A 26,275-nucleotide genomic window follows, 5' to 3' on the forward strand; every position below is an offset into this window, starting at 1 on the left:
GGCGGGTCGCTACCGCTGGGCGGGCTCTGGACGTTTAACTGCATGGTCGATAAGAACCCAGACCGCAGGTCGGTGCTGGTTGTTGCCACTGCGCACGTGAGCTGAAAAAGCTCTCATTACCGACCCCTGCTGTACCACCACGGGTTTGGTGTTCGGCATTTCTGGGTTCTTATCGACCATGCAGTTAAACGGTCTGGTGCCACTCAGCCGGCGGCGAGACGGGCTAGCTTTCGTTGCACCCAAACTCCCCCAGCCGGCGGCAAGCCGCCCAGCCGGTGTTGTTCTTCGGACCTGGCCTTCATGTCCTGGGGTGACCAGATACCAGGCAAGGTTGGGGATAGGGGGTAAGTACTCACAGCGTAAAGCGCTTCCCAGCCAGCTGAGAGTGCTTACCCCCTATCCCCAACCGTCCGAGCGTAAGAAAGCAATCCGCCCCCGACCCCCCGCCGAAGCCGGGGTCAGGGGCAGCGAAAAGCCAGGAGCTCAGGATTAGTTGTCCTCGGCCTTACCCTGACGCCAATACCCCATGAAGGCGACGGAGCGACGGTCCACGCCGCACTCGGAGACCAAGTGGCGGCGGATGGTTTTGATGGCTGCCGCCTCACCCGCCAACCACGCGTAGAAACGGCTGGCGTCGGTCAACGGCTCGGGGACCTCCCAGAGGATGTCGTGATCCACGTCCACGTCCTCGAGGTCGGTCACCGGCGTGCCGGCTACGTCGCCGAGCATGCGGCGGGTGGCCTGGCGTACGGCGGGAATCAGCTTGTCGCCTTGGGGGGCTCCGTTGCGGGGGAGCCAGGTGACGCGGACGTTGGGCGGGGCCACCACGTCGGTGAGCTGGTCGCCGTCTTCGGGGACTTCCAGGAGGGCTTCGCCGCGGGCGTCGGCTGGGAGCTTCGCCAGGATTGAGGCGATGGCGGGTACGGCGGTTTCGTCGCCGCCGAGGAGCAGGCAGTCGGTGTGCGCGGGCGGGTGGAAGTCGATGCCGCCGTGGATGCCTTCGAAGTCGGCGTTGGGGCCCATCAGGTAGGCGACGTCGCCGGGCTGGGCTTCGGCGGCGAACTTGGAGGCGGGGCCGGTGCTGCCGTGCAGCACCATGTCCACGTCGACTTCGTTGAGGTGGGCGCGGACGGCCCGGATGGTGTACGTGCGGATCGGGTTGCGGTGCCCGTCGGGCAGGTCACGCCATTCCGTGTACCAGTCGGCGCTGGTGGGCAAATGCGCGAAGCCGACCTGGGGCAGCGCGGTCAGCAGCTTGATGCGCTGGTCGTAACCGTTGTCGGCGAACTTGTGAAGGTCCTCACCGGTGAAGGTGATCCGCACGAAGTTGGGACTCAAGCGGTCAACCTTGCGCACTTCGACGGCGAAGAACCGCCACGACAGTACGGCCGCAGTCTGCTCAGCAGTCTGGGTCACGGGGGGGCCTCCTCATACGCGCACGGTCCCAACCGGTTCCGGCTTAAGGTATGGCTAACCTAACCTGAACCACCCGCCAGCCACCAGCCGCCCCCACCAATTGTGAAATGCGCTCAAGGTCGAACCTTTCGCAGAACCGTCGACGGAGCGCGGAACTTAGGGGTTGCGCGTCGTTAGGCGACGGCCGTACGCAGGGGTTCGGGGTCGGGCGGATAGACGCACAGTCGTCGCGCACGACCAGCAGCGAAAACGTGTGTCGTCGCCTGTGAGAACGCACATCCGCTAGGACCGTCGTCGGTAGGCGAGGAGTCCGGGAGGTGGATCCAGCCGGACGGACGTGCGCGGGGCACCGGTCGGCGGGAGCGGACGGTCGCGAGATCGGCGCTGGCGATGGGAGCCGGGCGCGGGATTGGTGCTGGCGGCGCGAGCCGGGCGCGGGATTGGTGCTGGCGGCGCGAGCCGGGCGCGGGATGGGTGCTGGCGGCGCGAGCCGGGCTCGGGATTGGTGCTGCGCGGGATGCAGGCGGGGGATCGGTGCCGGCGGCGGGAGCCGGGCGCGGTATCGGTGCTGGTAACCAGGTCGTGACTGGTGCTGGCGGCGGGAGCCGGGCGCGGGATTGGTGCTGGCTTCGAGCGCGGCCGGGCGCGGGTTGCCGGCCTCAGGGGTGCTTGGGCGGGGCAGCGTCAGTTGCGTCGGGGTCGTTGTGCTTCGGGTCGGGGTTGGTCGCGGTCTCGGCTTCGGAGGCGGCGCTCGACGTGTAGAGGCGGGGCTTGGGGACGGCGGCCTTGGCGGTTGCCGCCGGAGAGCCGTGGGCGGTCGGTGGTGCGGAGGTGGGCTTGGCCGGTGGGGATGCCGGCGAGGGATTCGGTGAGGGTTTCGAGGTGGAGGGTCGGGCTGAGTCGGCGGGAATGTTGGGAACGGTCGGCCCGGAGCCGGGGTCGCTCTTGTGGGACTGGCGGGCGAAAGCGGGGCCGGTGGCAGTCGCGGGTGGGCGAGCGGAAGGCGGCTTGCCTGAAGGCCCGGCGGAAGGGTGCGCCCGGGCGGCCAGACCGAGAGCTGGCGGAAGGGCGGCCGAGCCGAGGGCCTGAGTGGGTTGATCGCCCGGATCGTCGGGAGCGGCGCGCCGATCAGCGTCGGCGGTGCGGCCTGATGCGGTGAGCCGGTTCGGAGTGGCGCGCGTATCGGGGTCGGCGGTGCGGCCTGATGCGGTTAGGCGGCTCGGGGCGACGCGCGTATCGGGGTCGGCGGTGCGGCCTGGTGCGGTGAGCCGGTTCGGAGTGGCGCGCGGATCGGGGTCGGCGGTGCGGCCTGGTGCGGTGAGCCGGTCCGGGGTGGCCCGGCGATCTGGGGTGGGGATTTGAGAGGAAGGGGTGGGGGCTGGAGAAGAAGGGGTGGGGGCGGGAGCTCGGCCGGCTCTGGTGCGGGGGATCAGTCCGCCTCGGGAATCGGGGACTGCTATGAGGACTGCGGCTACGGGGGCGGCTGTGGCCGGGGTCAGGACTGTGGCTGTGTGGCGGGCTGTGGAGCGGGACAGGCGGTCGAAGTCGGCTACCAGGAGGACCAGGTCGCTTACGGCGGCCAAGGCTACGGCGTCGGCTACGTGCAGGGCGGGGGCCGAGTCGAGGACTATGACGTCGCATTCGGACTTGAGCTCGCGGAGCATTTCGCCGAAAGAGGTGGCCAGCAGGTCGGGGGCGCCGTCCTGGTCGGGGCCGGCGGCCATCAGGCGCAAGTTAGGGACGGGGCCGTCGCGCAGCGCGGAGGCGCCGGTGATGTCGCCGGTCAGGATGCCGGTCAGGCCTCGGTCTCGGGACAGGGCGAACATCTGGTGCAGAACAGGGCCGCGGACGTCGGTGTCGATGAGGACCACGCGGCGGCCGGACTGGGCCAAGGCTATGGCGAGGTTGGCGGCGGTGGTACTACGGCCCTCGCCCTCATGGGCGCTGGTCACCAGGACGGTGGCGGGGCCCTCCAAACAGGCCTCGAGGCGGGCGCGCAGGTAACGGTAGGCCTCGGCGTCGGCGGAAGCGGGAGAGCGCAGCAGTACGGGAAGTGGCGCGCCGGGGCCGCGGGAGCGGCGGGCGCGCGGGATGGTGGCCAGGACGGGCATGCCGGTGAGGTGCTCGAAGTGGACGCGGCCGTGTACGCGGTCGCGGGTGCGGAGGCGGACCGCGACGACGCCGATGAGCAGGCCGGTCAGGGCGCCGATCGTGGCGTACATCCACGGTGGCAGCCAGGTCACTCGGGTCGCCGAGCTGGCGGGGGTGATCAGGGCGGCGGAGATGCCGGACTGGGCTGTGGTGGCGTTGCGATAGGAGAGGTATTGGGTGGCGACGGCCTGGGCTCGGGTGCGGGCGGTGGGTGCGGTCGGGGATTCGTACGCAATGGTGAATGAAGTGCCGAACTTGGCGGGGGAGACGGTGAGGCCGTCGGACAGGTCCTGCTGGGCGATGCCCAACGTGGCGGCGGCGGGGCGGAGGACGGCGGAGGAGCGGGCGATCTCGCTCTCCGTAGCGGGATCGGCGGGGACGGGCGCGATGTTGGTGCGCATGCGGGGCTCGGCCACGAGCGTGGCCTCGGCGCGGTAGCGGGTGGGCTCGAGAAGGCTCAAACCCCAGGCGGCGGCCGCGAGCACGATCATCAGGAGCAGGACCCATCCGCCGTACCCGCGGATCAGCCGCGCGGGCTCGCTCGTCGTCGTCATCCGGGTTGTCCTCCCGTCATGCCGCCTCGATCGGAGCCTAAGGCCGGCTCGTCACGGACCGCTACCAGAAATCACGAGACGCGACAGCGGTCCGGTTCACCGGCCGTAGAGGGAGAGAAGGCCCGAACTTGCACCAGATGGAGGAAGGCGCGGGGGTGGTGGAGCGCCCGAAAAGGGGCGCGGCCCGGGCCCGGCGCCGGAAGCCGAGCCGGCGGGCGATCCAGCGGGCGAGCCGGCGAAGAAAGAGATGTCGGGGTGCGAGGTGAAGGGCCGCGGGCGAGGTGAGGCGGGGCTGTGGGCGAGGGGGGTGGGGGGAAGGCCGGGGCCAGGGAGGGCGACGACGGAAGGTGGCGAAGGAGATCGGGAGGAGGGAAGGCAGGGCGAGGAGGGCAGGGCGAGGGGAAGCGCGGCAACGGGAGAGGAAGAGGAGTGGGGAACGGTCAGGGTTGGGTGGGAAGGGGGTGTGAGCTGGGTGGGAGGTTGGCGGGGGTCGATGTTAACGGGAGATTTCGGGTGGGGTGTGGACAGGGGTTTGTGCGGCATCTAGGGTGGGCGATACCGCCGACAATCGAAGCGCTTCGACGATGGGGACCCGCTTGGGCTGAGTGGGTTATCTCGTCGTTCCTGGAATGTCATCCTTCGATGAGGAGAATTGCCCATGCGAAGGCGTTTCCTGACCGTCCTGGCCGCGGCTCTGCTGGCCGCGCCGACGGTTCCTGGGGTTGCGCACGCGGGACCGTCCTATCCGTTCCGCGATCCTCGCCTGCCGTTGCAGGTGCGGGTCGACGACCTCGTCGGGCGGCTCACGCTCGATGAAAAGGTCTCCCTCCTCCACCAATATCAGCCGGCCGTTCCGCGGCTCGGCCTCGACTTCTTCAAGACCGGCACCGAGGCGCTGCACGGCGTCGCCTGGTCGACCGACATCGACAACAACGGGGCCGTGGTCACCGCCGACGGCACCGCCTTTCCGCAGGCCGTCGGGCTGGCCAGCACCTGGGATCCTGACCTGATCAAGCGGGTGGGCGCGGCCGTCGGCGACGAGGCGCGGGGGTTCCACGCCGAAAATCCGCGGGTCTTCGGGCTCAACCTGTGGGCCCCGGTGGTCAACCTGCTGCGCGACCCCCGGTGGGGTCGCAACGAGGAGGGCTACTCGGAGGACCCGTTGCTCACGGGGGCGATCTCCACGGCGTACGGCAAAGGTCTCCAAGGTCCTGACCCGGCCCATCTGAAGACCGCGCCGACGCTGAAGCACTACCTGGCGTACAACAAAGAGACGCTGCGCGACACGACCTCCTCCAATGTGCCGCAGCGGGTTTTGAACGAATACGACCGGCAGGCGTTCAAGCCGGCGCTGACCGCGAACGCCGCGACCGGTGTCATGGCGTCGTACAACCTGATCAACGGGCGCCCGGCGACGGTCGACCCCGACCAGGCGACGCTGCTGCGCGAGTGGGCCGACTACCCGCTGTTCAACGTGACCGACGCGTGGGCGCCGAACGGGCTGGTCCAGTCGCAGAAGTACTACTCGACGCAGCCCGAGGCCGACGCCGCGGTGATCAAGGCGGGGCTGGACAGTTTCACCGTCGACGACACCAATGCGGTGCCGACGGTGACCGCGGTCAAGCAGGCGCTCGCCCAGGGGCTGCTGACCGAGAAGGACGTCGACAAAGCGGTCGGGCACGCGCTGAGCATTCGTTTCCGGCTCGGTGAGTTCGATCCGGATGGCGGGCCGTATAACGACATAAACGGACAAATAATCGACAGCGATAAACATCGGAAGCTCGCGCGCGAAACCGCCGGCGACGCGATGGTGCTGCTCAAGAACAATGGGCTGCTGCCGCTGAAGAAGGACAAGACCGCGGTGATCGGCCCGCTGGCCGACACGCTCTACACGGACTGGTACGGCGGAAAACTGCCGTACGAGGTGACCGCCGCCGACGGCATCAAGGAGCAGGCCGCGGCGACGGTGGACAGCACCGGCTCCGACCGGATCGCGCTCAAGCTCGGCGACCGCTACCTGGCCGGCGGCCCGGACGCGGCCACCGTCACCGCCACCGCCGCCACGCCGGAGGCGCAGTTCGACGTCGTCGACTGGGGCCAGGACATCCTCACCCTGCGCAACGTCGGCAACGGCAAGTACCTCGGCAACACCAACGGTGTCTTCACCACCCGCGACGACCAGCCCAACGGCTGGTTCGTGCAGCAGCAGTTCAAGCTCGAGGAGCAGGCCGACGGCACCTTCGCGTTGCGCTACGCCGGCTACGAGACGCTGGAGAGCTGGTTCGGCCCGAACAAATACATCACCGTGGGTGCCGATGGGGCGCTGACGCTGGGTTCGCCCGACGCGGCCGGTGCCGCCCACTTCACGCGTGAGGTGCTGCGCAGCGGTGTCGACGAGGCGGTCGCCGCGGCCAGGAGCGCCGACACGGCCGTGCTGGTGGTCGGCAGCAACCCGTTCATCAACGGCCGTGAGGCGCACGACCGCACCTCGCTCGCCCTCGGCGCCGGCCAGGAAGCTTTGGTCAAGGCCGTGGTGAAGGCCAATCCGCGTACGGTCGTGGTGTTGCAGACCAGCTACCCGGAGACGATCAACTGGATCCAGCAGAACGTGCCCGCGATCGTCTGGACCACGCACGCCGGAGCCGAGACCGGGCACGCGATCGCCGACGTGCTCTACGGCGCCCGCAACCCGGCCGGCCGTCTCACCCAGACCTGGCCGGCGTCGCAGGATCAGCTGCCGGCCGACCTCGACCAGTACGACATCATCTCGACCGGGCAGACGTATCTCTACAGCAAGCAGAAGCCGCTCTATCCGTTCGGGTACGGCCTTTCGTACACCTCTTTCCAGTACGGCAAGCCGCTGATCAACGGCGACAAAGTCACACTGAAAATCACCAATACGGGTAAGCGCGACGGCGATGAAGTCGTACAGCTCTACACGCATCAGCGCACCTCGCGCGACACCACGGCCGTCAAGCAGTTGCGCGCGTTCGACCGCGTACATCTGAAGGCCGGGGAAACCCGGACCGTGACCCTTCCGCTGAAAAAGAATGACCTCGCTCGATGGGATCAGACGCGCGGCCGCTGGGTCGTCGAGTCGTCCGACTACGACATTCTCATCGGCGCCTCGGCCGGCGACATCCGGCAGCGGACGACGCTGAAGGTCAAGGGCGAGACCATTCCGGCCCGCGATCTCTCGCGGGTCACCCGGGCCGAGACATTCGACGCGTACGCAGGGGTGAAGCTGCTCGACGAGAGCAAGGCGGCCGGCACCGTGATCGGCGCGACCGCGGACGGCCAATGGGCCGCCTACAAGGACGCGAATCTCCGCAACGCCCAATCGCTGACCGTCCGCACGTCGGGCAGTGGAACGGTCGAGGCGCGCCTCGGATCGCCCACCGGGCGGCTGATCGGCACCGCGACCGTTTCCGCGACCGGCGACGTCTACAGCTATGCGACGACGACCGTTCCGGTGGCCCGGACCAGCGGCCGTCACGACGTTTATCTCGTACTCGGCGAAGGGGTCCGTTTGTCCCAGTTCTTTATTCGGTGAGAGGGGAACCCGCCCGTCGGCTTGGTCAGCCGGCGGGCGGGGCCATAAAGGTAAGTAGGATCGGGCGAACCAGGGGGAGGTTGGATGCCGACGATCAATGATGTGGCGCGTGCCGCCGGTGTCTCGCCGAGCACGGTGTCGTACGTGCTGAGCGGCCGGCGCCCCATCTCCGCGCAGACGCGCGAACGGGTGCAGGCGGCCATCGCCGAGCTCGGCTTCCACCCGCACGCCGGGGCCCGGGCCCTGGCCAGCAGCAAGACGAACGTGCTGGCGCTGGTCGCGCCGCTGCGCCTCGACGTCAACGTGCCGGTGATCATGCAGTTCGCGACGGCGGTGGTGACCGCGTCGCGCACCCACAACCACGACGTGCTGCTGCTGACCAAGGACGAGGGCACGGCCGGCCTCGAACGGGTCGCGAACAGCACCATGGTCGACGCGCTGATCCTCATGGACGTCGAACGGGAGGACGTCCGGCTGCCCGCGCTGCGCCGGCTCAAGCAGCCGTCGGTGTTGATAGGGCTTCCGAACGACCCGCTCGGCATCGCCTGCGTCGACCTCGACTTCGCGGCCGCCGCCGGCGAGGCCCTGCGCCACCTGGCCTGGCACGGCCACCGCAAGATCGCCCTGGTCGGCCCGTCGCCGGCCGTCTACCGGCGCGGCACCACCTACGCCGAGCGGTTCCTGACCGGCTTCACCGAGGCCTCGGAGTCGCTCGGGCTCCGGACTCTCGCCCACCCGTGCGAGCCCGACGTCGAGGGCGTACGGGCGTGCCTGGACGACATCGACGCGCAGCTGCCCGGGGCCACGGCCCTGGTGGTGCACAACGAGGAGTCCCTGCGCCCCCTGCTCGACCTGCTGCGGGCCCGCGGCAAGCGGGTGCCCGAGGACATCTCGATCGTGGCCATCTGCCCGCGCGACGTGGCGATCAACATGCCGCTGCCGCTGACCTCGGTCGACATCCCGGCCCACGACGTGGGCGGGCTGGCCGTCGAGACGGCCATGCGGCTGCTCGACGGCCGCAGTATCGAGTCGGTGCGCCTGCTGCCGCCCACCTTGGTGGAGCGGGAGAGCTGCTCGCCGCCTCGATAGGGTAGGGCCGCGCTCAGGCGGCGTGCCGGCCGGCACGCCATACCCGGCGCAGCCAGTAGAGGGCGATCAGCGTGATGAGGACCGTGCCGCCGATCGAGAACAGCGTGAACAGGTGGACCTGCTCGTCGGTCGGCTGCGGGATCCAGCCCCGCTCGAACAGCGCCTGCTGGCCCGCGGTGCTGGTGATCACCCAGGTCAGGTAGACGGCGATGCCGTGCATCGAGTCCCACAGCGCGTGCAGCAGGGCGACGCCGAGATAGCCGAGGACCAGGCCGCCGGTCAGGCGGAAGTGCCTGGTGTGCGAGACCGCCGCATGCGGCTCGGCGGTGGTCGCGCCGGGGCCGGTCGCCCGAGCCGCGGTGGCGAACAGCAGGCCACCGAGGATCGCGGTCCACAGTCCGTGCCCGAACGGTGCGAGCAGGCCGCGCAGGATCTCGGTCTCGACCAGCGACCGCAGCGAGAGGCCGTCCACGGTGATCAGCGCGTTCAGCGCGTACCCGGCCGACTCGAACGCCGCGAAGCCGAAGCCGACCGTGGCGCCGAGCACGACGCCGCTGCGCACCGACTTGCCGGCCAGGTGGCGGGTGAGCAGCCACAGCGCGGCCAGCTTGACGCCCTCCTCGATCAGGCCGACGCCCACGAACATCCACACCGAGGGATGCAGCAGGTACGTCTCGAGGATCGAGGCGCCGAGCACGCCCAGGATGCCGCCGACGATGAAGAGCCGGAACAGCGCCTCGACCGTGATGACCTCGTCCCGGTGGCTGTACGCCCAGGCCACGAAGGTGACCGGGACGAGGAAGCTCCCGAGCAGCACCAGGGTCGGCACGAGGTTGGCGTTGGCCGTGGCGAAGGTGACGGCGACGGTCGCCAGCCACAGGATCAGGCCGGTGATCAGGATGACCGCCCAGGCCGGGCGACGGCGGCCGGACACCACCGAGGCCGACGCGGCGGATGTCGAGTAGGTCATGCCCGTCAGGCTGGCGGTTGAGGCCGCACATGACCTCCCCCGGAGAAGGTGAAGTTGCCGCCCGTCGATGAGGGCCGCTCACCGCGCGGCGATGATCTCACCCTCGCGGGATGAGGTCTGACGTTTTCGTTTGCGATCTTCTAGGACCATGAGCGGCTCGGCGCGCGTTTTCCTCTTGTGACGCCCTGATCTGCATCGATGTGGCCCGAGTCGGCGTGGGGGCGCCGACTCGGGCCATTTGCATCCAAAGGGCTTCGGTGGGAGCGATTCCATCCGTGACGGGCGTCTCTCGATCACGGTCCAGGAAATCTCTTCGTCACACCGTTGACATCTACGCGCGGCCGGGCCTAGCGTCACCGGAAAGTCCCGTCGTCGAAGCGCTTCGACGGGCCATCGTCGAAGCGCTTCGACGAATCCCTCCCGGAGGACGATCCATGATTCGATCGCGAGCCGGCCTCTCGGCCGGTGCACTGTTGCTGGCCACTTCGCTCGCCCTCACCGCCTGTGGCGGTGGTGGTGGATCGGAGGACGAAGGGGCCGACGCCAAGACCCTGACCCTGTGGCACTACGAGGGTCCGACCAGCGCCATGGGCATCGCCTGGAACAAGGCGATCGAGGAGTTCAAGGCCTCGCACCCCGGCGTCACGGTGAAGTTCGAGGAGAAGGGCTTCGAGCAGATCCAGCAGAACGCCCAGATGATCCTCAACTCGGACTCCGCCCCGGACATCATGGAGTACAACAAGGGCAACGCCACCGCGGGTCTGCTCTCCAAGCAGGGCCTGCTGACCGACCTGTCCGAGCAGGCGTCCAAGCGCGGCTGGGACAAGGCGCTCACCGGCAGCCTCCAGACGACCGCCAAGTACGACGAGCAGGGCATCATGGGCTCGGGCAAGACGTACGGCATCCCGAACTACGGCGAGTACGTCGAGGTCTTCTACAACAAGGACCAGTTCAAGAAGTACAACCTGCAGGTGCCGACCACGCTGGACGAGTTCACCAAGGTGATGGACGCGTTCGTGGCCAAGGGCGTCACCCCGCTGTCGGTCGGCGGCGCCGAATACCCGGCCCAGCAGATCTTCTACGAGCTCGCGCTGTCCAAGGCCGACCGCGCCTTCGTCGACGACTACCAGCTGTACAAGAACAAGGTCGACTTCAACGGCCCGCAGCTCAAGTACGGCGCCGAGACGTTCGCCGACTGGGTCAAGAAGGGCTACATCGCCAAGAACTCGGCCGGCATCAAGGCCGAGGACATGGGCGTCGCCTTCACCCAGGGCAAGTTCCCGATCATGATCTCCGGCAGCTGGTGGTACGGCCGGTTCGTCAACGAGATCAAGAACTTCGACTGGGGCACCTTCCTGTTCCCCGGCAACAAGCTGCACCCGGGCTCCAGCGGCAACCTCTGGGTCGTGCCGGAGAAGAGCAAGGCCAAGGCGCTGGCGTACGACTTCATCGACATCACCATGAAGCCCGAGATCCAGGCGCTGCTCGGCAACAACGGCGGCGTTCCGGTGGCGGCCGACCCGTCGGCGATCACCGATCCGAAGAACAAGGAACTGATCGAGAACTTCAACAAGATCTCGACGGAGGACGGTCTCGCCTTCTACCCGGACTGGCCGGCTCCCGGCTACTACGACGTGCTCGTCGGCGGCGTCCAGGGCCTGATCAACGGCTCCAAGACCCCGCAGCAGATGCTCGACGAGATCGCCAAGCCGTACAACGAGAACCTGGCCGACCTCGGCAAGTAGCCGTCGTTCAGGGGGCGGCTCGCGCCGCCCCCTGAACAAAGCAAGAGAAGGGAGCGTCCCCATGGCCGGCACCAGCAAGGTCAGCCGGGGCGGCTACGCGGTCTACCTGATCCCGGGCGTGGTGCTGTCGGTGGCGATCATCGTGGTGCCGCTCGTGATGACCGTCTACACCAGCTTCACCCGGTGGACCGGTGTGGGCAGCCCGACCTGGATCGGATTCGACAACTACACCCGGCTGTTCCAGGACGCGAACTTCTGGGCCTCGTTCGGCCACATCATCCTGCTGATCATCGCGATGGCGGTGATACCCACCTTCCTCGGGCTCGTGCTGGCGGCGCTGTTGTTCGACTACATCGCCAAGCACTTCAGCAACCGGTGGGCCAGCTTCTTCCGCTCCGGCTTCTACCTGCCGCAGGTGCTGCCCGTCGCGGTCACCGGCATCGTCTGGGGCTGGATCCTGCACCCCTCGTACGGCGCCCTGAACAAGATCCTGGAATCGATCGGGCTCGGCGGGCTGGCCAAGAACTGGCTGGGCGACCCGAAGTACGCGCTCTACAGCGTGATGGGCGTGATGATCTGGTTCCAGCTCGGCTACCCGATCGTCATGTTCATGTCGGGCCTGCAGCGGATCAACCCGGAGCTCTACGAGGCGGCCGACCTGGACGGCGCCACCTGGTGGCAGCGGTTCCGGCGGATCACCGTCTACATGATCCGGCCCGAGTTCTACGTCGTGCTCATCACCACCACGATCGCCGCGCTGAAGATCTTCGGCCAGGTCTTCGTGCTGACCCGGGGCGGGCCGAGCAACGCGACACTCGTCCCCTCGTACTTCGCCTACAAGAACTTCTTCGAAAAGGCCCAGGTCGGGTACGGATCGGCGATCTCGACCGTGCTGACCGTGCTCATCATCGTGCTGGCGATCGTCTTCCTGCGCCTGCAGAACCGCGCCGAGCGAGGCTGACCCATGACCGTTACCGCCGCTCCTGCGATCATGACCGATCAAGAAGAGCCACCGCGCAAGGCGGCCAAGCGCCGCAACCCCGTGCGCTTCGGCATCCTCACCGCCCTGCTCATCCTGCTGCTGCTCGTCGTGGCGCCGCTGCTGGTCGTGGCCGTGAACGCGGTCAAGAGCCCGGCCGACTACGCCGGCGGCGGCCCGCTGTCGCTGCCGACGCACCTGTACTGGGACGGCATCGTCAATTTCTGGAATCGGGTCGATTTCGGCACCAAGCTCTGGAACAGCTTCATCACCAGCTTCACGGTGGCCGTGCTCGGCGTGCTGCTGTCGATCCTCAACGCGTACGCGCTGGGCATCGGCCGGGTGAAGGGCCGGATCTGGTTCCTGGTCTTCTTCCTGGTGGCCAACCTGCTGCCGCAGGAGGTGCTGGTCTACCCCCTGTACTTCCTGTCCAAGGAAGTCGGGATCTACGACAACCTGATCTCGATCGTCATCATCTTCACGGTCATCCAGGCCGCCTTCGGCACGTACCTGCTGACCTCCGTCTACACCGAGTTCCCGGTCGAGTTGCTGGACGCGGCCGCCGTCGACGGCGCGGGCAAATGGCGGACCCTGTGGCGCATCGTCGTGCCGGTCAGCATGCCCACGCTCGGCGTGCTGTTCACCTTCTTCTTCATCTGGACGTGGAACGAGTTCTTCCTGCCGCTGGTCTTCCTGATCTCGAACGACAAGCAGACCGTGCCGGTGGCCCTGGGCGTTCTCCAGGGCGACCGCCTGATGGACGCCACCACGACCAGCGCCTCGGCGCTGATCGGCATCCTGCCGGCCATGCTCTTCTTCCTGATCTTCCAGCGCACGCTCACTCGCGGTATCACCGCCGGCGCGATCAAGTAAAGGGACACCTCATGAAGTTCACCGACGGGTACTGGCTCAAGCGCCAGGGTTTGACGGTCCTGCATCCGTCCCAGCTGAGGGACACCGAGGCCGGCGAGAACAGCCTGACCGCATACGCCACGACCAAGCCGGTACGCGCTCGCGCGGACACCCTCGACACCCCGCTGATCACCGTCAAGCTGGAAGCGCCGGCGCCCGACGTCATCCGGGTGACCCTCGGGCACTTCCTGGGCGGCGCCCCCAAAGGTCCAAATTTCGCTGTAAATGCGGAGGATCACGCGGTGGCGGTCGAGGCGAACTCGATCACCTCGGGCGCGCTGACCGCGCGATTCAAGGACGACGGCTGGGGCCTCGACTTCCTCGCCGAGGGCAGGCGGATCACCGGGACCGGCTGGCGCGGCATGGGCGTCGTCGACACCGCCGACGGTGAGAGCTACGTGCACGAGCAGCTCGACCTCGGCGTCGGCGAGGCGGTCTACGGGCTCGGCGAGCGCTTCGGCCCGTTCGTCAAGAACGGCCAGAGCATCGACATCTGGAACGAGGACGGCGGCACCAGCAGCGAGCTCGCGTACAAGAACGTCCCGTTCTACTTCACCAACCGGGGGTACGGGGTTCTGGTCGACCACCCGGGCAAGGTGTCGTTCGAGGTCGCGAGTGAGATGGTCTCGCGCACGCAGTTCAGCGTGGCCGGGCAGACCCTGTCCTACCTGGTGATCTACGGCCCGGCCCCGGCCGACGTGCTGCGCAAGTACACGGCGCTGACCGGCCGGGCCGCGCTGCCGCCGGCCTGGTCGTTCGGCCTGTGGCTGACGACGTCGTTCACCACCCCGTACGACGAGGAGACGGTGACCTCCTTCGTCGACGGGATGGCTTCTCGCGACCTTCCGCTGAGTGTCTTCCACTTCGACACGTTCTGGATGCGCGAGTTCCACTGGTGCGACTTCGAGTGGGACCCGGCGATCTTCCCGGATCCGCCGGGCATGCTGAAGAGACTGCACGACCGCGGCCTGCGTACGTGCCTCTGGATCAACCCGTACATCGCCCAGCGCTCCTCGATGTTCGCCGAGGGCCTGGCCAACGGCTATCTGGTGAAGAAGGCGAACGGCGACGTCTGGCAGTGGGACCGGTGGCAGGCCGGCATGGCGCTGGTCGATTTCACCAACCCCGAGGCCCGTCGGTGGTACGCGGGCAAGCTGTCCACACTCGCGGAGATGGGCGTCGACGCCTTCAAGTCCGATTTCGGCGAGCGCATCCCGACCGATGTCGTGTGGCATGACGGCTCCGACCCCGAGCGGATGCACAACTACTACACGCAGCTCTACAACGAGGTCGTCTTCGACGTGCTCAAGGAGCACCGCGGAGAGGGCGAGGCGGTGCTGTTCGCCCGCTCGGCGACCGTGGGCGGCCAGCAGTTCCCGGTGCACTGGGGCGGCGACAACTCGGCCACGTACGAGTCGATGGCCGAGAGCCTTCGCGGCGGGCTGTCGCTGATGAGCTCGGGCTTCGGGTTCTGGAGCCACGACATCGGCGGGTTCGAGGGCAAGCCCGACCCGGCCGTGTTCAAGCGATGGATCGCGTTCGGGCTGCTCTCGTCGCACAGCCGGCTGCACGGCAACCACTCCTACCGGGTGCCGTGGCTGTTCGACGACGAGTCCGTCGAGGTGCTGCGGTCGTTCACGCACCTCAAATACAGCCTCATGCCGTACCTCTGGGAAGCCGCCCGTCAAGCACATGAGCAGGGCCTTCCGGTGATGCGGCCGATGGTCGTCGGGTTCCCGGACGACCCGGCGGTGACCCACCTCGACCGGCAGTACCTGCTCGGCGGGGACCTGCTGGTGGCGCCGGTGTTCAGCGAGGGCGGCGAGGTCGGCTACTACGTGCCGGCGGGGCGCTGGACCCGGTGGCAGACCGGGGAGGTCGTCGAGGGGCCGGGCTGGAAGCACGAGGTGCACGGCTTCGACAGCGTGCCGCTGCTGGTGCGCCCGGGCGCGGTGATCCCGGTCGGCGCCGTGGTCGACCGGCCCGACTACGACTATGCGGACGGTGTGACGTTGCGCCTGTTCGAGTTCTCCGGGCGTACGTCAATCAGGGTCGGCTCTTCCGTTTTCGACGTTTCCGCCTCCGATGCCGGCATTCGCGTCACGCGCGAGGGCGCCCCGCTGCCGTGGCGGGTGGAGATCGTCGGCGGCGCTTCCGTTTCCTTGGGCGCCGACGAGTCAAGCTGGGTCGGATAAAGGTGAGCGGGGCCGCATCGCGGCCCCGCTACCAGCGGCGCGACATAGGATCTCCAGATGACCCCGGCACTGGACCTGTTCGTCCCAGGCGTCGTCTATCTCGACATCATCTTCACCGGACTCGAGGGGCTGCCCGAGCCCGGCACCGAGGTGTGGGCCTCCGGAATGGGCTCGTGCCCGGGCGGCGTCGCCAACCTCGCGGTGGCCGCCGCCCGGCTCGGCCTGCGCACCGGCCTCGGCACCACGCTCAACAACGACGCCTACGGCGACTTCTGCGCCGGCATCCTCTGCTCGCAGGAGAACATCGACCTGTCCGCGTCCCGCCGCGTCGACGGCCACTCACCGGTCACGGTCTCGCTCGCCTACGACCGCGACCGCAGCATGATCACTCACGGCCATCCGCTCCCGGTCAACGCGGACGGCCTGGTCGCCGAGCTCCCGGCGGCCCGCGCGGCCTCGGTCAGTTTGACCAAGGACCGACTTGGCTGGGTACGGCGGGCGGCTGACGCCGGCACCCTGGTCTTCGCGGACGTCGGCTGGGACGCCAGCGACGCGTGGCCGGCCTCGGCCCTGGACACCCTCGAGGACTGCCACGCCTTCGTGCCGAACGCGGTCGAGGCGATGCAGTACACGAGGGCGGCCACGCCCGACGAGGCGCTGCGCCGGCTGTCGGGGCTGGCCCCGCTGGTCGTGGTGACCTGCGGCGCCGACGGGGCGATCGCGCACGACTCCCGCACGGGCGAGACGGTGCACGCGCCGGCGGTGCCGGTGCCGGCGCTCGACCCGACGGGTGCGGGCGACGTCTTCACGGCCGGGCTGATCGTGGGCACGCTGAACGAATGGCCGTTGCGCCAGACATTGGCGTTCGCCAACCTGATCGCGGCTTTGTCGGTGCAGCATTTCGGCGGCTCGCTGTCCGCGCCGGGCTGGGGCGACATCGCCGACTGGTGGCGGTCGTCGGGTTCTTCCGGCTACGCCTTCCTCGACGAGGTCATTCCCCGCGGCGAGCAGCGTTCCGTGCGACGCGCGGGCGCCACGATTGCGAGATTGTCGGATGCGCATGTCCACTAAGCGGCTGGTCATTCTCGGTGGAGGCGGCTTCCGGGTGCCGCTCGTGTACGGGGCCCTGCTGTCGCCGTCGTCGCCGATCGGTTCCGTGGTGTTGCACGACGTGGACCCGGGGCGGCTGGCGGCCATCGCGCGGGTGCTGCGCGCGCAGGCCCTTTCCTCGCCGGCCGCGCCTTCCATCGAGACGACGACGGATCTGACCGAGGCGCTCACCGGGGCCGACTTCGTGTTCAGCGCCATCCGGGTGCACGGGCTCGAAGGAAGGGTCATCGACGAGCGGGTGGCGCTCGCCGAGGGAATGCTCGGGCAGGAGACGGTCGGGGCGGGCGGCATCTCGTACGGACTGCGGACCGTTCCGGTGGCCGACGCGATCGCCCGGCGGATCAAGCTGGTGGCGCCGGACGCGTGGGTCATCAACTTCACCAACCCGGCCGGGCTGGTCACCGAGGCGATGGCGGCCCATCTGGGCGACCGGGTGATCGGGATCTGCGACTCGCCGTCGGCCCTGGGGCGGCGGGTGGTGCGGGCGCTCGGTTTGCCCGACGCCCGTGTCTCTTATGCGGGACTCAACCATTTGGGATGGCTGACGGGCGTGCAGCACGAAGGTGCCGACGTGCTCCCGCGGCTTCTGAATTCTTCTTCTCTGCTCGAATCCTTCGAGGAGGGCAGGCTTTTCGGGGCGGCGAAGATCCGGGAGCTGGGTGCGGTCCCGAACGAATACCTGCACTACTACTACGACCACGCGGCCCTGGTGAAAGCCGAACTGGCGGCGCCGGAGACGCGGGGCGAATATCTGCTGAGGCAGCAGCGGGAATGCTATGCGATGTTGTCGTCCCAGTCGTCGCCGCTGGAGGCGTGGAACGCGGCGCGGCGGCAGCGCGACGCGACGTACATGGCGATGGAAGGCCTGGGGGAGAGGGACGACGCCGAAGGCGGCGGATATGAGGACGTGGCGCTGGCGTTGATGCTGGCGATCGCGCGGGACGCGCCGACGTCGCTCATCCTGAACGTGCGCAACCAAGGGACATTGCCGCTGCTGGATGACGACGCGGTGGTGGAAGTGCCGTGTGCCGTCGACGGATCGGGGGCGCGGCCGCTGCCCGGGGCGTCGATTCCCGCCCACGGCGCCGAGTTGGTGAAGCGGCTGAAAGCCGCCGAGCGGGCGGTGCTCTCGGCGGCTTCGTCGGGCTCGCGCTCGGTGGCCGTGCGAGCGCTGGCCTCACACCCGCTGATCGATTCGGTGCCGGTGGCCCGGCGCCTCATGACCGGATATCAGGCGAATTTTCCGGAGCTTTCCTACTTGCGCTGAACTGGAAGCGTGCCTTGTTTTCGGCGGTGCCTCTGGCCAGAAAGAGTTGATGACCGGCCGCCTCATGCCGGTGCCCCGGAACCGACAGCTCCTCCGGGTCGTGGACGAGGCGCAGGTGGGCGACGAGCCGCGGCGGCGCGCCGAGCTCGTCGAGCAGGGCGGCGGGCTCAGCGGGCAGCGGGGGGAGCAGCACACCACAGAGAATGGGGCATGCTCGCAACCACGCCGGCCATCGCCGCCGGCTCGCTCGGCGCCAAGCCCCAGCCGACCCTGACCGCGGACGGCGACCTGATCCTGCGCCCGTGGCAGCCGGTCGACGCGCCCGCCTTCCTCGGCGCCTACCAGGACCCGGCGATCCGGCGCTGGCACACCAATCGGCCGGACTCGCTGGCGGACGTCCTGGCATGGTTCACCCGATACGAGCAGGACTGGCGCCAGGAGACCGGCGGCCACTGGGTGGTGACCGGCCCCGACGGCGAGGTGCTGGGCCGCCTGGCCATGCGCGGCTGGAACTTCGCCGACGGAAACGCGGGCGCCGCCTACTGGGTTCTGCCGGGGGCACGAGGCGCGGGGGTGGCCCCTCGGGCCCTGACGGCGTTGACGTTGTGGGCGTTCAGCGCCGGCTTCCACCGCCTGGAATTGGGCCACTCGACCTTGAACGCGCCATCGTGCCGAGTGGCCGAGAAGTCGGGCTACATCCTGGAGGGCACCCAGCGAAGCAGCGCCATCCACGAGGACGGCCGCCACGACATGCACGTCCACGCCCGCATCCGCTGATCCTCAGCCCGCGTTTGTCTCACGGCGGCCGCTGGCCGCTCCGATCGCGGTGAGATCATCGTCGAGCCAGTCTTCGAGGCTGCCCGTGTACTTCGACTGTGCCTTCAAGATCTTTTCGTGCCCGCTGTCATTCACGATGATCGCCGATATGGTCCACGGTCCGGGCGAGATGACCGTGGCCCCGACCGTCACGTCGGAGCACAAACCCCGGCCCGCGCTGTCGGCCGTGCAGGGATGCAGGTACCAGGTCGTGTCCTTGAGGTTCCGGACGGCTACCCACAGGCTCTCGCCGGACTTGGGTTTCGCGTCGGGAACCGTGATGTCGACATCGGTGGGAGGTAGCTTGCCATCGTTCGGCAGGGTGACGGCCAAGGTGCGGCGCTCGACCCGGGGGCCCGGGTCGAACAGGTCGGTCCAGAACCCGGGACCCCAGCCGAGCAGGCCCGCGACGATGGCGGCGGCGACGACTGTCGTGCCGCCGATGGCCGCGGACCATATGGCGGTTCTGTGTTCATCGAGCGTCGTGCTGTGCCCATCCGGAATCTCGGTTGGACGATCGCTCACGGTGCACTCCTCTGCGCGGTGGCCGATTTCCGGCTGGACTGTAGGTGCGGAGCCCACCTGTCGTCCGGGTTCTTGCCTTTCGCCGTCCAGGCGGCAAGAAAGACCGCAGAGGTCAGCGACCTGTGCTGTCCAGCACCGCGCGAGGGGTCCTCAACCACCATGCCGCCGCCGTGCGGACCGCGGGTTCGCCCGCGGCGCTCGAGCTGAGTCGTCGCAGCATCGCGGTGTTGCGGCTGACACCGAGCCCGTACACGAGGCCACGTGCGGAGGACAGGGAAAGCGCCGACGGCCCGACCGGGGTGTTGCCGAGCTGCCGGGCGAGGGCCGTCGACCAGAAGGCCACCGGGCTCTCGCCGCGGAGGTGCCCGAGCGACCACGCCGCGGCCTCGGTCACCTCGGGTGGTATGCCGGTGGCAAGAACGAGCTTCTGCACCAGAGTCCGGGCCTCCGGGTCGCCCACCGTGCTGAGTGCCTGAAGAATGGCGCAGGCCAGTGCCGGTGAGGAGGCGGAACATCTGCCGAGCTCGGCGACGAGCGCACCGGCGATCAGCGGCCGGTACGGGGTGGCTTCGATGAACTGCGCGGCGAGCAGCCGGCGGGAAACCTGGGGATGAAAGAGCATCTCGTCGAGCAGAACCTCGAGCAACGGGTCCTCGGCGAGTCCCTCTCGCGGCAACCGGCTGACGGCGTGGCCGGCGAGGCGCTCGATCACGGTGGCCGCCGCTTCGGCGGCGGCCATCCGGCCGCGGCGCAGGACGTGCCGGGTCACGGCATCGTCGTCGGCAGCCTTTCTCAGCACTCCGGTGAACTTCGAAGCGACATCCCCGCGGGTTTGGCGCAGCAACTCCGCCGCGGCCACCCGGCAGCCGGGATGCGGCGCCTCCCCGGTCAGCAGATCGGTGGCCTGCCGGCTCAGGAAGTTCAGCTCGGCCGGGCTGAAATGCCCGCGGCGGATCTTCTCGGCGGCCGAGCACCAGGCGCCGCGCCGCGCGTGCTCATTCGTGGGGTCGGCGATCTGACGCAGAAGGTGGCCGGTGGCCTCCGGGTGGCCGACCGATTCCAGGAGCGTCAGCGGGTCGACGAAGACCTGATTGGTGCCGTCCCGGATCAGGTCGCCGACGGCGCGGATCACCGCGGGCCGGCCGTGGGGGTGCCGGAGCAGGCGTTGCAGCGCCTCGATGCGCTGGAGCCATCCGGTGCTTTCCGCGATGACCATCTCGGCGAGCAGCCGTTCGGCCAGCCCGGACCAGGTATCGCGAGGAAACAAGACGATCCGCGGCGCGGCCAGCAGACCGCCGGTCAGATCGGTCCAGTCGCCGCCGGCCATCACCGCACCGTCGACGGCCTGGTACAGCAGATCTTCGGTTCGTTGCTCGGTACCGGCGTCGCGGGAAGCCGGACCGGGCCCGTCGTCCACGGGGCGCGCGGCGTCCGCGACCGCCACCAGGATCTGGGCGGGAAGTCCGAGAAGGTCTTCGTATCCACGGAGCACCACATGGCTGACCGGGCGCCGGCCTGTCTCCCAACGGGAGATCGTTGGTTCGCCCACCGGACGCTGGAGACCCGTGCCACCGAAGCGCCGCCCGAAGTCGGCCGCGATCGAGGCGCTCTCGTCCCGGCCGTAGAGGCGGTTGATGCGAAGAAGCCAGCCGACCCGCGCCTGGTAACCGCCGGGCACCGCCGGCGGCTGGGGTCGGCGTCCGCGGCGGGCTTGCGGGGGCGCCATGAACGCATGGTAACGGGCATGAAGCTCAGAGTCGCCCGGCCAGGGGGAGGGCGACTCCCAGATCAGGAGCCGGCGGTGATGGGGTCCGGTCAGCTGCGAAGCTCGCGGATCGGCTCTGTGCCTTCGGGGTTCCAGAGCTCGATCGAATAGCTCAGGCCCAGACGAGCGAAAGTGTCTGCCGGATCGTCCAACCGGGACGGCTCGACCACGCCGCTGAACAGCACTGCTTCGGGCTGCTGTTGGAGCTCTATGCGGATCCACTCTTGTTCCACTTCGAAGGCGGTCCACGAGCTTGCCCGCGCCCGCCATCCCGAACCGACCAGTGACTCGGCGATGCTCCTGGCCGACAGCGTGCCGGGCAGCGATCCGTACACGTTGTCGTCGAGCACGGCCACTTCGTCGGTGAGCCGTGGGCCCGCGGTGCCACCCGACGAGATCTCCACGTTTGCCTCCTGGCGTGCCGATCTTGGAGCGGAAAGTGCCGAGGTGAGCTATGACCTGACCTTCCTGAACAAGGCGGCCGAGCAGTCGTGGGAAGAGGCTGCCGAAGCGGCCGAGCAGGAAGAGACGTCCGGCGACCGGCCCGGGGACGGCATGTGGTCAGCGGTGCTCGCGAGTGCTCGTGAGGTTCTCATCGGCTGAAGGCGTGCGTGGCTCCCAGAGGAGGAGCTGGCGGTGGTGGGTGAAGCCGTTGCGGAGGTAGAAGTCGACGGCTCGGCGGCCCGAGTGGACGGTCACGTGGGACAGGGAACGGGTGCGGGCCTCGGTCTGGATCGCCGCTATCAGGGCTGTGCCTATGCCCTGGTTGCGGAAAGGCTCGCGGACCATCACCGACTGGATGTCGCCGTGTCGGCGGGGTGCGGTGGTGGTGCGGGGGACCCGCTCGGCTATCAAGAGCCAGGCGGCGCCAGCCACCTGGCCGTTCACGTCGGCTACGAAGGCCAGGTGGGTTCGGCTGTGTGCGGACATCCAATCGGTGAAGGCCGGGAGGTTCGCTGAAGGGATGTCCTGGAACTCGGCCAGGGCGGGGACGTCCGCCGGTTCGGCCCTTCGCACGATCACCTGGCGGAGTGTAGGTGGTGCGTCATCGGGTGAGGCGGGCCAGCCACTCGTCGAGCATGTGGGACTCGGCGGGGGAGAAGTGCGGTAGCTCCGGCAAGGCGGCGCGGAGCGCCACCGCCGCGGTGGTGGGGGTGGCTGACGGTTCGGGGTGCTCCTCCAGGATGGTGGCGCTCAAGGAAGACCAGGCGGCGGCCGGCAGGGTATCGTCGGGGTCGGGAGTGTCGATCATGGTGAAGACGACGCCGGTGGCGGTGGCCCGGATCAGGTCGCAGGCTCGGCGCTCGCTGACGCGGAGGCGGCCGGCGGCGGCCACGCGGTGGATGCGCTCCTGAAGGATGCGGGCGCCGTCGGCCACGACCGGTGCGGTGAGCAGGGTCGCGTACATCAGGCGGTACAGCTGGGGGTTGTCCAGTCCGAAGCTGATGTGCAGGTGGAAGCCTTCACGCAACGCCTCGGCCGGGTCGGACGTGGGGTCCATGTGCTTCTGGGCCACGTACGAGGTGAAGCCCTGGGTGACGACGGCGTCCAGAAGGCCCATCTTGTCGCCGAACAGGCGGTAGATGGTGGGGACCTGGACGCCGGCCGCCTGGGCGACCGAGCGGGTGGTCACGGCGCCGGGGCCGCCGTCGGCCAGCAGCTTGGCGGCGACGTCGACCAGCTGGGCACGGGTGTGGTCACTCACGTTAGCGATGTTATCAGGGTCTTGCTAGCGTCGTTAAAACGTTGCTAACGTCGAGAGCGTAACGGCGCTAACAAAGGGGTACGAAGATGATCGTCATCACGGGAGCCACGGGTGCGCTCAACGGCGCCACCGTCGAGCATCTGCTGAAGCTGGTGCCGGCCGAGCGGGTCGGGGTCAGCGTTCGGGACGTGGCCAGGGCGCGGCACTTCGCCGACCGGGGAGTGCGGGTGCGGCAGGGGTCGTACGAGGACCCGGCGGCTCTGCGCGAGTCGTTCGAAGGTGCCGACCAGGTGCTGCTGGTGTCGTCCAGCGACCCGCGCGCCGACGCGCTCAGCCTGCACCGGGCGGGGATCGAGGCGGCGGTCGCGGCGGGAGCCCGGCGGATCCTGTACACGAGCCACCAGGGGGCGGGCCTGGACAGCCCGTTCCACCCGGCGCGGGACCACGCGGCGACCGAAGGGCTGCTGGCCGAGTCGGGGGTGGCCTGGACGTCGCTGCGCAACGGCTTCTACATGCACAGTCTCGAGTGGATGCTCGGGTCGTGGCGGGAGACCGGGGTCATCGCGGCGCCGGCCGACGGGCCGGTGTCGTGGACCGACCGGGCCGACGCGGCCGAGGGGGCGGCGGTGATCCTGGCCGGGGAGCGGGAGTTCGACGGGCCGGTCACGCTGACCGCCGGCGAGGCGGTCACATTCGGCGACCTGGGGATCGAGCGGGTCGTGCTCGAGGACGAGGAGTGGGTCGCGGAGCGGGTCGCCCACGGCGTTCCCGAGTTCATGGCCCGGTTCATGCTCACGACGTTCCAGGCGGCGCGCGAGGGGCGCTTCGCGGGCGTCGATCCGGCGCTGGCCGAGCTGTTGGGGCGGCAGCCGAGGACCGTGGCCGACTACCTCAGCCCGCGTGGCGGCGCCTGAAAGCGGCCGCGCGGGCGCGGTTCTGGCAGGTGAGGCAGCAAAAGCGGCGCTTGCCGGCGGGGGAGGCGTCGACGTAGACGTCGGCGCACTGGTCGTCGGCGCAGACGCCCAGGCGGCCGGGATGGGCCGACAGGTGGTGGCGCAGGGCCAGGGCGGCCGCCGCCCGTGACGCCTGGGTGGGGTCGTCGACCGTCCAGCTCTCGGTGAGGGTGGCGTCGAGCTCGGGGCGTACCCCCGAAAGCTGGAGCAGCGCGGTGACCTGGAGGGCCCGTGCCGCCGGGTCGATGGTGGCGAAGATCGGGTGCAGCTCGTCGGCCAGCGGGGTCAGCGACGCGGTGGTGGGGGCGCGGCCGTCCGTGCGGCACGGGAGGGTGCCGTTCTCGTTGACCAGGGCGACCACGTCGGCGGGGGTCATCTCCGGGATCCGCACCCAGTCAGTCTAACGCGTTAAAGGGCTTGATTGCGTTGCCGAGAGGCGTAACGTGATGAAGAGGCTCATCGCGTTAGGGGATGTCATGGCGACAGCACGTCAATGGGTGGGGCTGGCCGTGCTGGCGCTGCCGTGCCTGCTCGTGTCGCTCGATGCCGAGGTGCTCAACCTGGCCGCGCCGCATCTCGCGGCCGATCTGCGGCCGAGCGGGGTCGAGCTGCTCTGGATCATGGACAGTTACGTGTTCGTGGTGGCCGGGGCCCTGATCGCGATGGGGGTGCTCGGTGATCGCATCGGGCGGCGGCGACTGCTTCTGATCGGTGGCGGGGCGTTCGGGGTGGCGTCGCTGGCGGCGGCGTTCGCGTCCACGCCGGGGCAGCTGATCGCGGCCCGCGTGCTGATGGGGCTGGCCGGGGCGTCGCTGATGCCGTCGACATTGGCGCTCATTCGGGCGATGTTCACCGACGCGCGGCAGCGGGGGATCGCGCTCGGGGTGTGGAGCGCCAGCTTTTCGCTCGGCGGCGTCATGTCGCCGCTTGTCGGCGGCTTTCTGCTCACGCATTTCTGGTGGGGATCGGTCTTCGTGATCGCCGTGCCGGTGACCGTGTTGCTGCTCGTTCTCGGGCCGGTGCTGCTGCCGGAGTCGCGGGATCGCACGGCGGGGCGCTTCGACTTTCCGGGAGCGGTTCTGTCGCTGATCGCGGTTCTGCTTTTCGTGTACGGACTGAAGGAGCTCGCCGCCGGGGGATGGCATCTCCGGCCGGTCGGCTCGGTGCTGGCGGCGGCGTTCGCCGGGTTCATTTTCGTACGCCGTCAGAAGCGCACGACCGCGCCATTGCTCGACCTGGCGATGTTCCGGTCGTCACGGGTGAGCGTGGCCCTGACCGGCAACGCGCTGTCGTACTTCGTCCTCTACGGCACCCAGCTCGCCATCGCGCAATATCTGCAGCTCGTGCTCGGCATGAGCCCTCTCGAGGCCGGGCTGTGGACGCTGCCGTCGGTGCTGGCCTTCCTGGCGTCGTCGCTGCTGGGGCCGATGCTGGCGCGGTGGTTCCCGGCCGGCCGGGTGATCGCGGCCGGATTGGCGGTCATGAGTGCGGGATTCGTGGCGATGGCGTTCTCCGGGCTCGGTTTCGTGGTGGCCGGAACGGTGGTCTTCTCGATCGGGCTGGCCCCGGTCTACATCCTCAGCACCGATCTGGTGGTGTCGTCGGTCTCGCCGTCGCGGGCCGGAATGGCGGCGGCGGTCACCGAGACCGGATCCGAGCTGGGCGGGGCGCTGGGAATCGCCGTTCTCGGATCCGTCGGGGTGGCGGTCTACCGGCACGGCTTCTCCGGCGGCGGGACGCTCGCGGACGCGGCCGGCACCGTGAACGAGGGTGCTGCTCAGACCGCGTACATAAATGGCTTCGCATTGGTGTCCGTTGTTTCCGCGGTGTCGGTGGCGGTGGCGGCCGTGCTGGCCTGGAAAGTGTTGCGGCCCACTTCCTTGCCGCCACAAGCGGATGACGTGAAACAGTCCGATGTAGTCTTGACCGTTCCGTGATAATAGTTCTCCTATCTGAGTGATATTAAATGAACCGGGGGTAAACGCGATGACTACGGCCGCCCACAAGGCGACGGTTTCGCGACGTCTCACCCAAGGAGACCTCGACCGCGACGACATCTGGGACCGCCTGGTCAAGCCCGGTGCCCGGCTGCCGTCGGTACCGCTGCTCGAGGCCGACCTGGGCCCCATCCACCTCGACCGGCTGCGCGCCACCGGCCCGATCGTGCTGGTCTTCTTCCGGTATGCCACGGACGAGGCGTCGAGCGCCGCCCTGGCCGATTATGAACATCGGCTGATGCCGGCCCTGGCCGAGACCGACGCCCACCTGGTCGCCGTGAGCCCGCAGATCCCGGACCGGCTGGCCGAGATCAAGCGCCGCCACGACCTGAGCTACTTCGTGGCCTCCGACCCCCGGCACCTCCTGATCGACGCCTTCAACCTGGGCTTCCGCCAGCCGGGGGCCGAAAAGATCCTGGGCGCCAAGCGGTCGATCCTGCCGTTCCCGGCCGTCGTGATCGCCGACCGGGCCGGGGTGATCCGCTACGCCGACGTGCGTCCCGACGGCGCCTTCTACCCCGAGCCGTCCGAGATCCTGGCGGTCGTCAAAAGCATGGCCTGAACATGAACGGA

The 26,275-nt window shown here is 68.9% G+C and carries 23 protein-coding genes; 13 read left to right on the forward strand and 10 right to left on the reverse strand.

Features of this window, described 5'->3' with window-relative positions; translation table 11 throughout:
* Positions 1-489: 489 nt before the first annotated feature.
* Both CRP55_RS15935 and CRP55_RS15940 read right to left on the reverse strand, forming a co-directional pair.
* On the reverse strand, positions 490-1,416 hold the full coding sequence (locus CRP55_RS15935; protein WP_097320779.1) for a siderophore-interacting protein: 927 nt from the start codon (positions 1,414-1,416) through the stop codon (positions 490-492).
* Positions 1,417-2,075: 659 nt separating this feature from the next.
* Positions 2,076-4,121, reverse strand: a complete 2,046-nt coding sequence (locus CRP55_RS15940; protein WP_097320780.1) for a CpsD/CapB family tyrosine-protein kinase — start codon at positions 4,119-4,121, stop codon at positions 2,076-2,078.
* Between the two features lie 658 nt (positions 4,122-4,779).
* Here CRP55_RS15940 and CRP55_RS15945 point away from each other — a divergent pair.
* Positions 4,780-7,674, forward strand: coding sequence for a glycoside hydrolase family 3 protein (locus CRP55_RS15945; RefSeq protein ID WP_097320782.1), 2,895 nt, complete (start codon positions 4,780-4,782; stop codon positions 7,672-7,674).
* Between the two features lie 84 nt (positions 7,675-7,758).
* Positions 7,759-8,763 carry a LacI family DNA-binding transcriptional regulator gene (locus CRP55_RS15950; protein WP_097320784.1) on the forward strand — a complete coding sequence of 335 codons (1,005 nt, stop codon included), beginning with the start codon at positions 7,759-7,761 and terminating at the stop codon, positions 8,761-8,763.
* A 13-nt stretch (positions 8,764-8,776) separates the two neighbouring features.
* On the opposite strand, the gene CRP55_RS15955 is transcribed toward CRP55_RS15950, so the two are convergent.
* Complete coding sequence (locus tag CRP55_RS15955) at positions 8,777-9,733, reverse strand: PrsW family intramembrane metalloprotease (RefSeq protein WP_101536195.1); 957 nt, start codon at positions 9,731-9,733, stop codon at positions 8,777-8,779.
* A gap of 434 nt (positions 9,734-10,167) precedes the next feature.
* Between CRP55_RS15955 and CRP55_RS15960 the strand changes: the two genes are divergently transcribed.
* From CRP55_RS15960 to CRP55_RS15985, 6 genes are all read left to right on the forward strand, one after another.
* Positions 10,168-11,478 (forward strand): extracellular solute-binding protein, encoded by a 1,311-nt coding sequence (locus CRP55_RS15960; protein ID WP_097320787.1) that lies wholly within the window; start codon positions 10,168-10,170, stop codon positions 11,476-11,478.
* A 61-nt stretch (positions 11,479-11,539) separates the two neighbouring features.
* Entirely contained in the window at positions 11,540-12,439 is a 900-nt protein-coding gene (locus CRP55_RS15965; RefSeq protein WP_097320789.1) for a carbohydrate ABC transporter permease, read from the forward strand.
* A gap of 30 nt (positions 12,440-12,469) precedes the next feature.
* Positions 12,470-13,330, forward strand: coding sequence for a carbohydrate ABC transporter permease (locus tag CRP55_RS15970; protein WP_097320790.1), 861 nt, complete (start codon positions 12,470-12,472; stop codon positions 13,328-13,330).
* Between the two features lie 11 nt (positions 13,331-13,341).
* A complete protein-coding gene (gene yicI / locus CRP55_RS15975) occupies positions 13,342-15,564 on the forward strand; it encodes an alpha-xylosidase (protein ID WP_097320792.1) in 2,223 nt (740 codons plus the stop codon).
* Positions 15,565-15,621: 57 nt separating this feature from the next.
* Positions 15,622-16,635: a carbohydrate kinase family protein gene (locus CRP55_RS15980; protein WP_097320793.1), complete on the forward strand. Its 1,014-nt coding sequence runs from the start codon at positions 15,622-15,624 to the stop codon at positions 16,633-16,635.
* Positions 16,619-17,941 carry a 6-phospho-beta-glucosidase gene (locus tag CRP55_RS15985; protein ID WP_245923019.1) on the forward strand — a complete coding sequence of 441 codons (1,323 nt, stop codon included), beginning with the start codon at positions 16,619-16,621 and terminating at the stop codon, positions 17,939-17,941. The genes CRP55_RS15980 and CRP55_RS15985 overlap by 17 nt, the downstream gene beginning before the upstream one ends.
* Here CRP55_RS15985 and CRP55_RS53040 read toward each other — a convergent pair.
* Entirely contained in the window at positions 17,892-18,134 is a 243-nt protein-coding gene (locus tag CRP55_RS53040; protein WP_179855200.1) for a hypothetical protein, read from the reverse strand. The genes CRP55_RS15985 and CRP55_RS53040 overlap by 50 nt on opposite strands.
* 17 nt (positions 18,135-18,151) lie before the next feature.
* Between CRP55_RS53040 and CRP55_RS15995 the strand changes: the two genes are divergently transcribed.
* Positions 18,152-18,718, forward strand: coding sequence for a GNAT family N-acetyltransferase (locus CRP55_RS15995; protein ID WP_097320795.1), 567 nt, complete (start codon positions 18,152-18,154; stop codon positions 18,716-18,718).
* Positions 18,719-18,721: 3 nt separating this feature from the next.
* On the opposite strand, the gene CRP55_RS16000 is transcribed toward CRP55_RS15995, so the two are convergent.
* The 3 genes from CRP55_RS16000 to CRP55_RS16010 form a co-directional block, all read right to left on the reverse strand.
* Complete coding sequence (locus CRP55_RS16000; RefSeq protein ID WP_097320797.1) at positions 18,722-19,282, reverse strand: hypothetical protein; 561 nt, start codon at positions 19,280-19,282, stop codon at positions 18,722-18,724.
* Between the two features lie 112 nt (positions 19,283-19,394).
* Positions 19,395-21,008, reverse strand: a complete 1,614-nt coding sequence (locus tag CRP55_RS16005) for a hypothetical protein (protein ID WP_143234650.1) — start codon at positions 21,006-21,008, stop codon at positions 19,395-19,397.
* 89 nt (positions 21,009-21,097) lie between these two features.
* Complete coding sequence (locus tag CRP55_RS16010) at positions 21,098-21,451, reverse strand: hypothetical protein (protein ID WP_097320800.1); 354 nt, start codon at positions 21,449-21,451, stop codon at positions 21,098-21,100.
* A 43-nt stretch (positions 21,452-21,494) separates the two neighbouring features.
* Between CRP55_RS16010 and CRP55_RS53045 the strand changes: the two genes are divergently transcribed.
* Positions 21,495-21,650: a hypothetical protein gene (locus CRP55_RS53045; protein ID WP_179855201.1), complete on the forward strand. Its 156-nt coding sequence runs from the start codon at positions 21,495-21,497 to the stop codon at positions 21,648-21,650.
* On the opposite strand, the gene CRP55_RS16015 is transcribed toward CRP55_RS53045, so the two are convergent.
* Complete coding sequence (locus CRP55_RS16015; protein ID WP_097320801.1) at positions 21,609-22,070, reverse strand: GNAT family N-acetyltransferase; 462 nt, start codon at positions 22,068-22,070, stop codon at positions 21,609-21,611. The genes CRP55_RS53045 and CRP55_RS16015 overlap by 42 nt on opposite strands.
* Positions 22,071-22,092: 22 nt before the next feature.
* Positions 22,093-22,752, reverse strand: coding sequence for a TetR/AcrR family transcriptional regulator (locus CRP55_RS16020; protein ID WP_218854544.1), 660 nt, complete (start codon positions 22,750-22,752; stop codon positions 22,093-22,095).
* Positions 22,753-22,838: 86 nt separating this feature from the next.
* On the opposite strand from CRP55_RS16020, the gene CRP55_RS16025 reads away from it, so the two are divergent.
* Positions 22,839-23,666, forward strand: coding sequence for an SDR family oxidoreductase (locus tag CRP55_RS16025; protein WP_097320804.1), 828 nt, complete (start codon positions 22,839-22,841; stop codon positions 23,664-23,666).
* Here the strand turns inward: CRP55_RS16025 and CRP55_RS16030 are convergent.
* Positions 23,644-24,096 carry a CGNR zinc finger domain-containing protein gene (locus CRP55_RS16030; protein ID WP_218854547.1) on the reverse strand — a complete coding sequence of 151 codons (453 nt, stop codon included), beginning with the start codon at positions 24,094-24,096 and terminating at the stop codon, positions 23,644-23,646. The genes CRP55_RS16025 and CRP55_RS16030 overlap by 23 nt on opposite strands.
* 55 nt (positions 24,097-24,151) lie before the next feature.
* On the opposite strand from CRP55_RS16030, the gene CRP55_RS16035 reads away from it, so the two are divergent.
* Together CRP55_RS16035 and CRP55_RS16040 are read left to right on the forward strand one after the other, a co-directional pair.
* Positions 24,152-25,642, forward strand: coding sequence for an MFS transporter (locus CRP55_RS16035; protein WP_438865797.1), 1,491 nt, complete (start codon positions 24,152-24,154; stop codon positions 25,640-25,642).
* 49 nt (positions 25,643-25,691) lie between these two features.
* Positions 25,692-26,264, forward strand: a complete 573-nt coding sequence (locus tag CRP55_RS16040; protein ID WP_097320806.1) for a redoxin domain-containing protein — start codon at positions 25,692-25,694, stop codon at positions 26,262-26,264.
* Positions 26,265-26,275 lie beyond the last annotated feature (11 nt).

The sequence above is a fragment of the Paractinoplanes atraurantiacus genome, assembly GCF_900215205.1.
GTDB lineage: Bacteria > Actinomycetota > Actinomycetes > Mycobacteriales > Micromonosporaceae > Actinoplanes > Actinoplanes atraurantiacus.

Bases quoted from the DNA above. Each gene is read 5' to 3' on its own strand.
- CRP55_RS15980 (WP_097320793.1), top strand. From the start codon at position 15,622: ATGACCCCGGCACTGGACCTGTTCGTCCCAGGCGTCGTCTATCTCGAC.
- CRP55_RS15965 (WP_097320789.1), top strand. From the start codon at position 11,540: ATGGCCGGCACCAGCAAGGTCAGCCGGGGCGGCTACGCGGTCTACCTG.
- CRP55_RS15940 (WP_097320780.1), bottom strand. From the start codon at position 4,121: ATGACGACGACGAGCGAGCCCGCGCGGCTGATCCGCGGGTACGGCGGA.
- CRP55_RS15960 (WP_097320787.1), top strand. From the start codon at position 10,168: ATGATTCGATCGCGAGCCGGCCTCTCGGCCGGTGCACTGTTGCTGGCC.
- CRP55_RS15955 (WP_101536195.1), bottom strand. From the start codon at position 9,733: ATGACCTACTCGACATCCGCCGCGTCGGCCTCGGTGGTGTCCGGCCGC.
- CRP55_RS16035 (WP_438865797.1), top strand. From the start codon at position 24,152: ATGAAGAGGCTCATCGCGTTAGGGGATGTCATGGCGACAGCACGTCAA.
- CRP55_RS15950 (WP_097320784.1), top strand. From the start codon at position 7,759: ATGCCGACGATCAATGATGTGGCGCGTGCCGCCGGTGTCTCGCCGAGC.
- CRP55_RS16040 (WP_097320806.1), top strand. From the start codon at position 25,692: ATGACTACGGCCGCCCACAAGGCGACGGTTTCGCGACGTCTCACCCAA.
- CRP55_RS15945 (WP_097320782.1), top strand. From the start codon at position 4,780: ATGCGAAGGCGTTTCCTGACCGTCCTGGCCGCGGCTCTGCTGGCCGCG.
- CRP55_RS16005 (WP_143234650.1), bottom strand. From the start codon at position 21,008: ATGGCGCCCCCGCAAGCCCGCCGCGGACGCCGACCCCAGCCGCCGGCG.
- CRP55_RS15995 (WP_097320795.1), top strand. From the start codon at position 18,152: ATGCTCGCAACCACGCCGGCCATCGCCGCCGGCTCGCTCGGCGCCAAG.
- CRP55_RS16025 (WP_097320804.1), top strand. From the start codon at position 22,839: ATGATCGTCATCACGGGAGCCACGGGTGCGCTCAACGGCGCCACCGTC.
- CRP55_RS15985 (WP_245923019.1), top strand. From the start codon at position 16,619: ATGCGCATGTCCACTAAGCGGCTGGTCATTCTCGGTGGAGGCGGCTTC.
- yicI (WP_097320792.1), top strand. From the start codon at position 13,342: ATGAAGTTCACCGACGGGTACTGGCTCAAGCGCCAGGGTTTGACGGTC.
- CRP55_RS15970 (WP_097320790.1), top strand. From the start codon at position 12,470: ATGACCGATCAAGAAGAGCCACCGCGCAAGGCGGCCAAGCGCCGCAAC.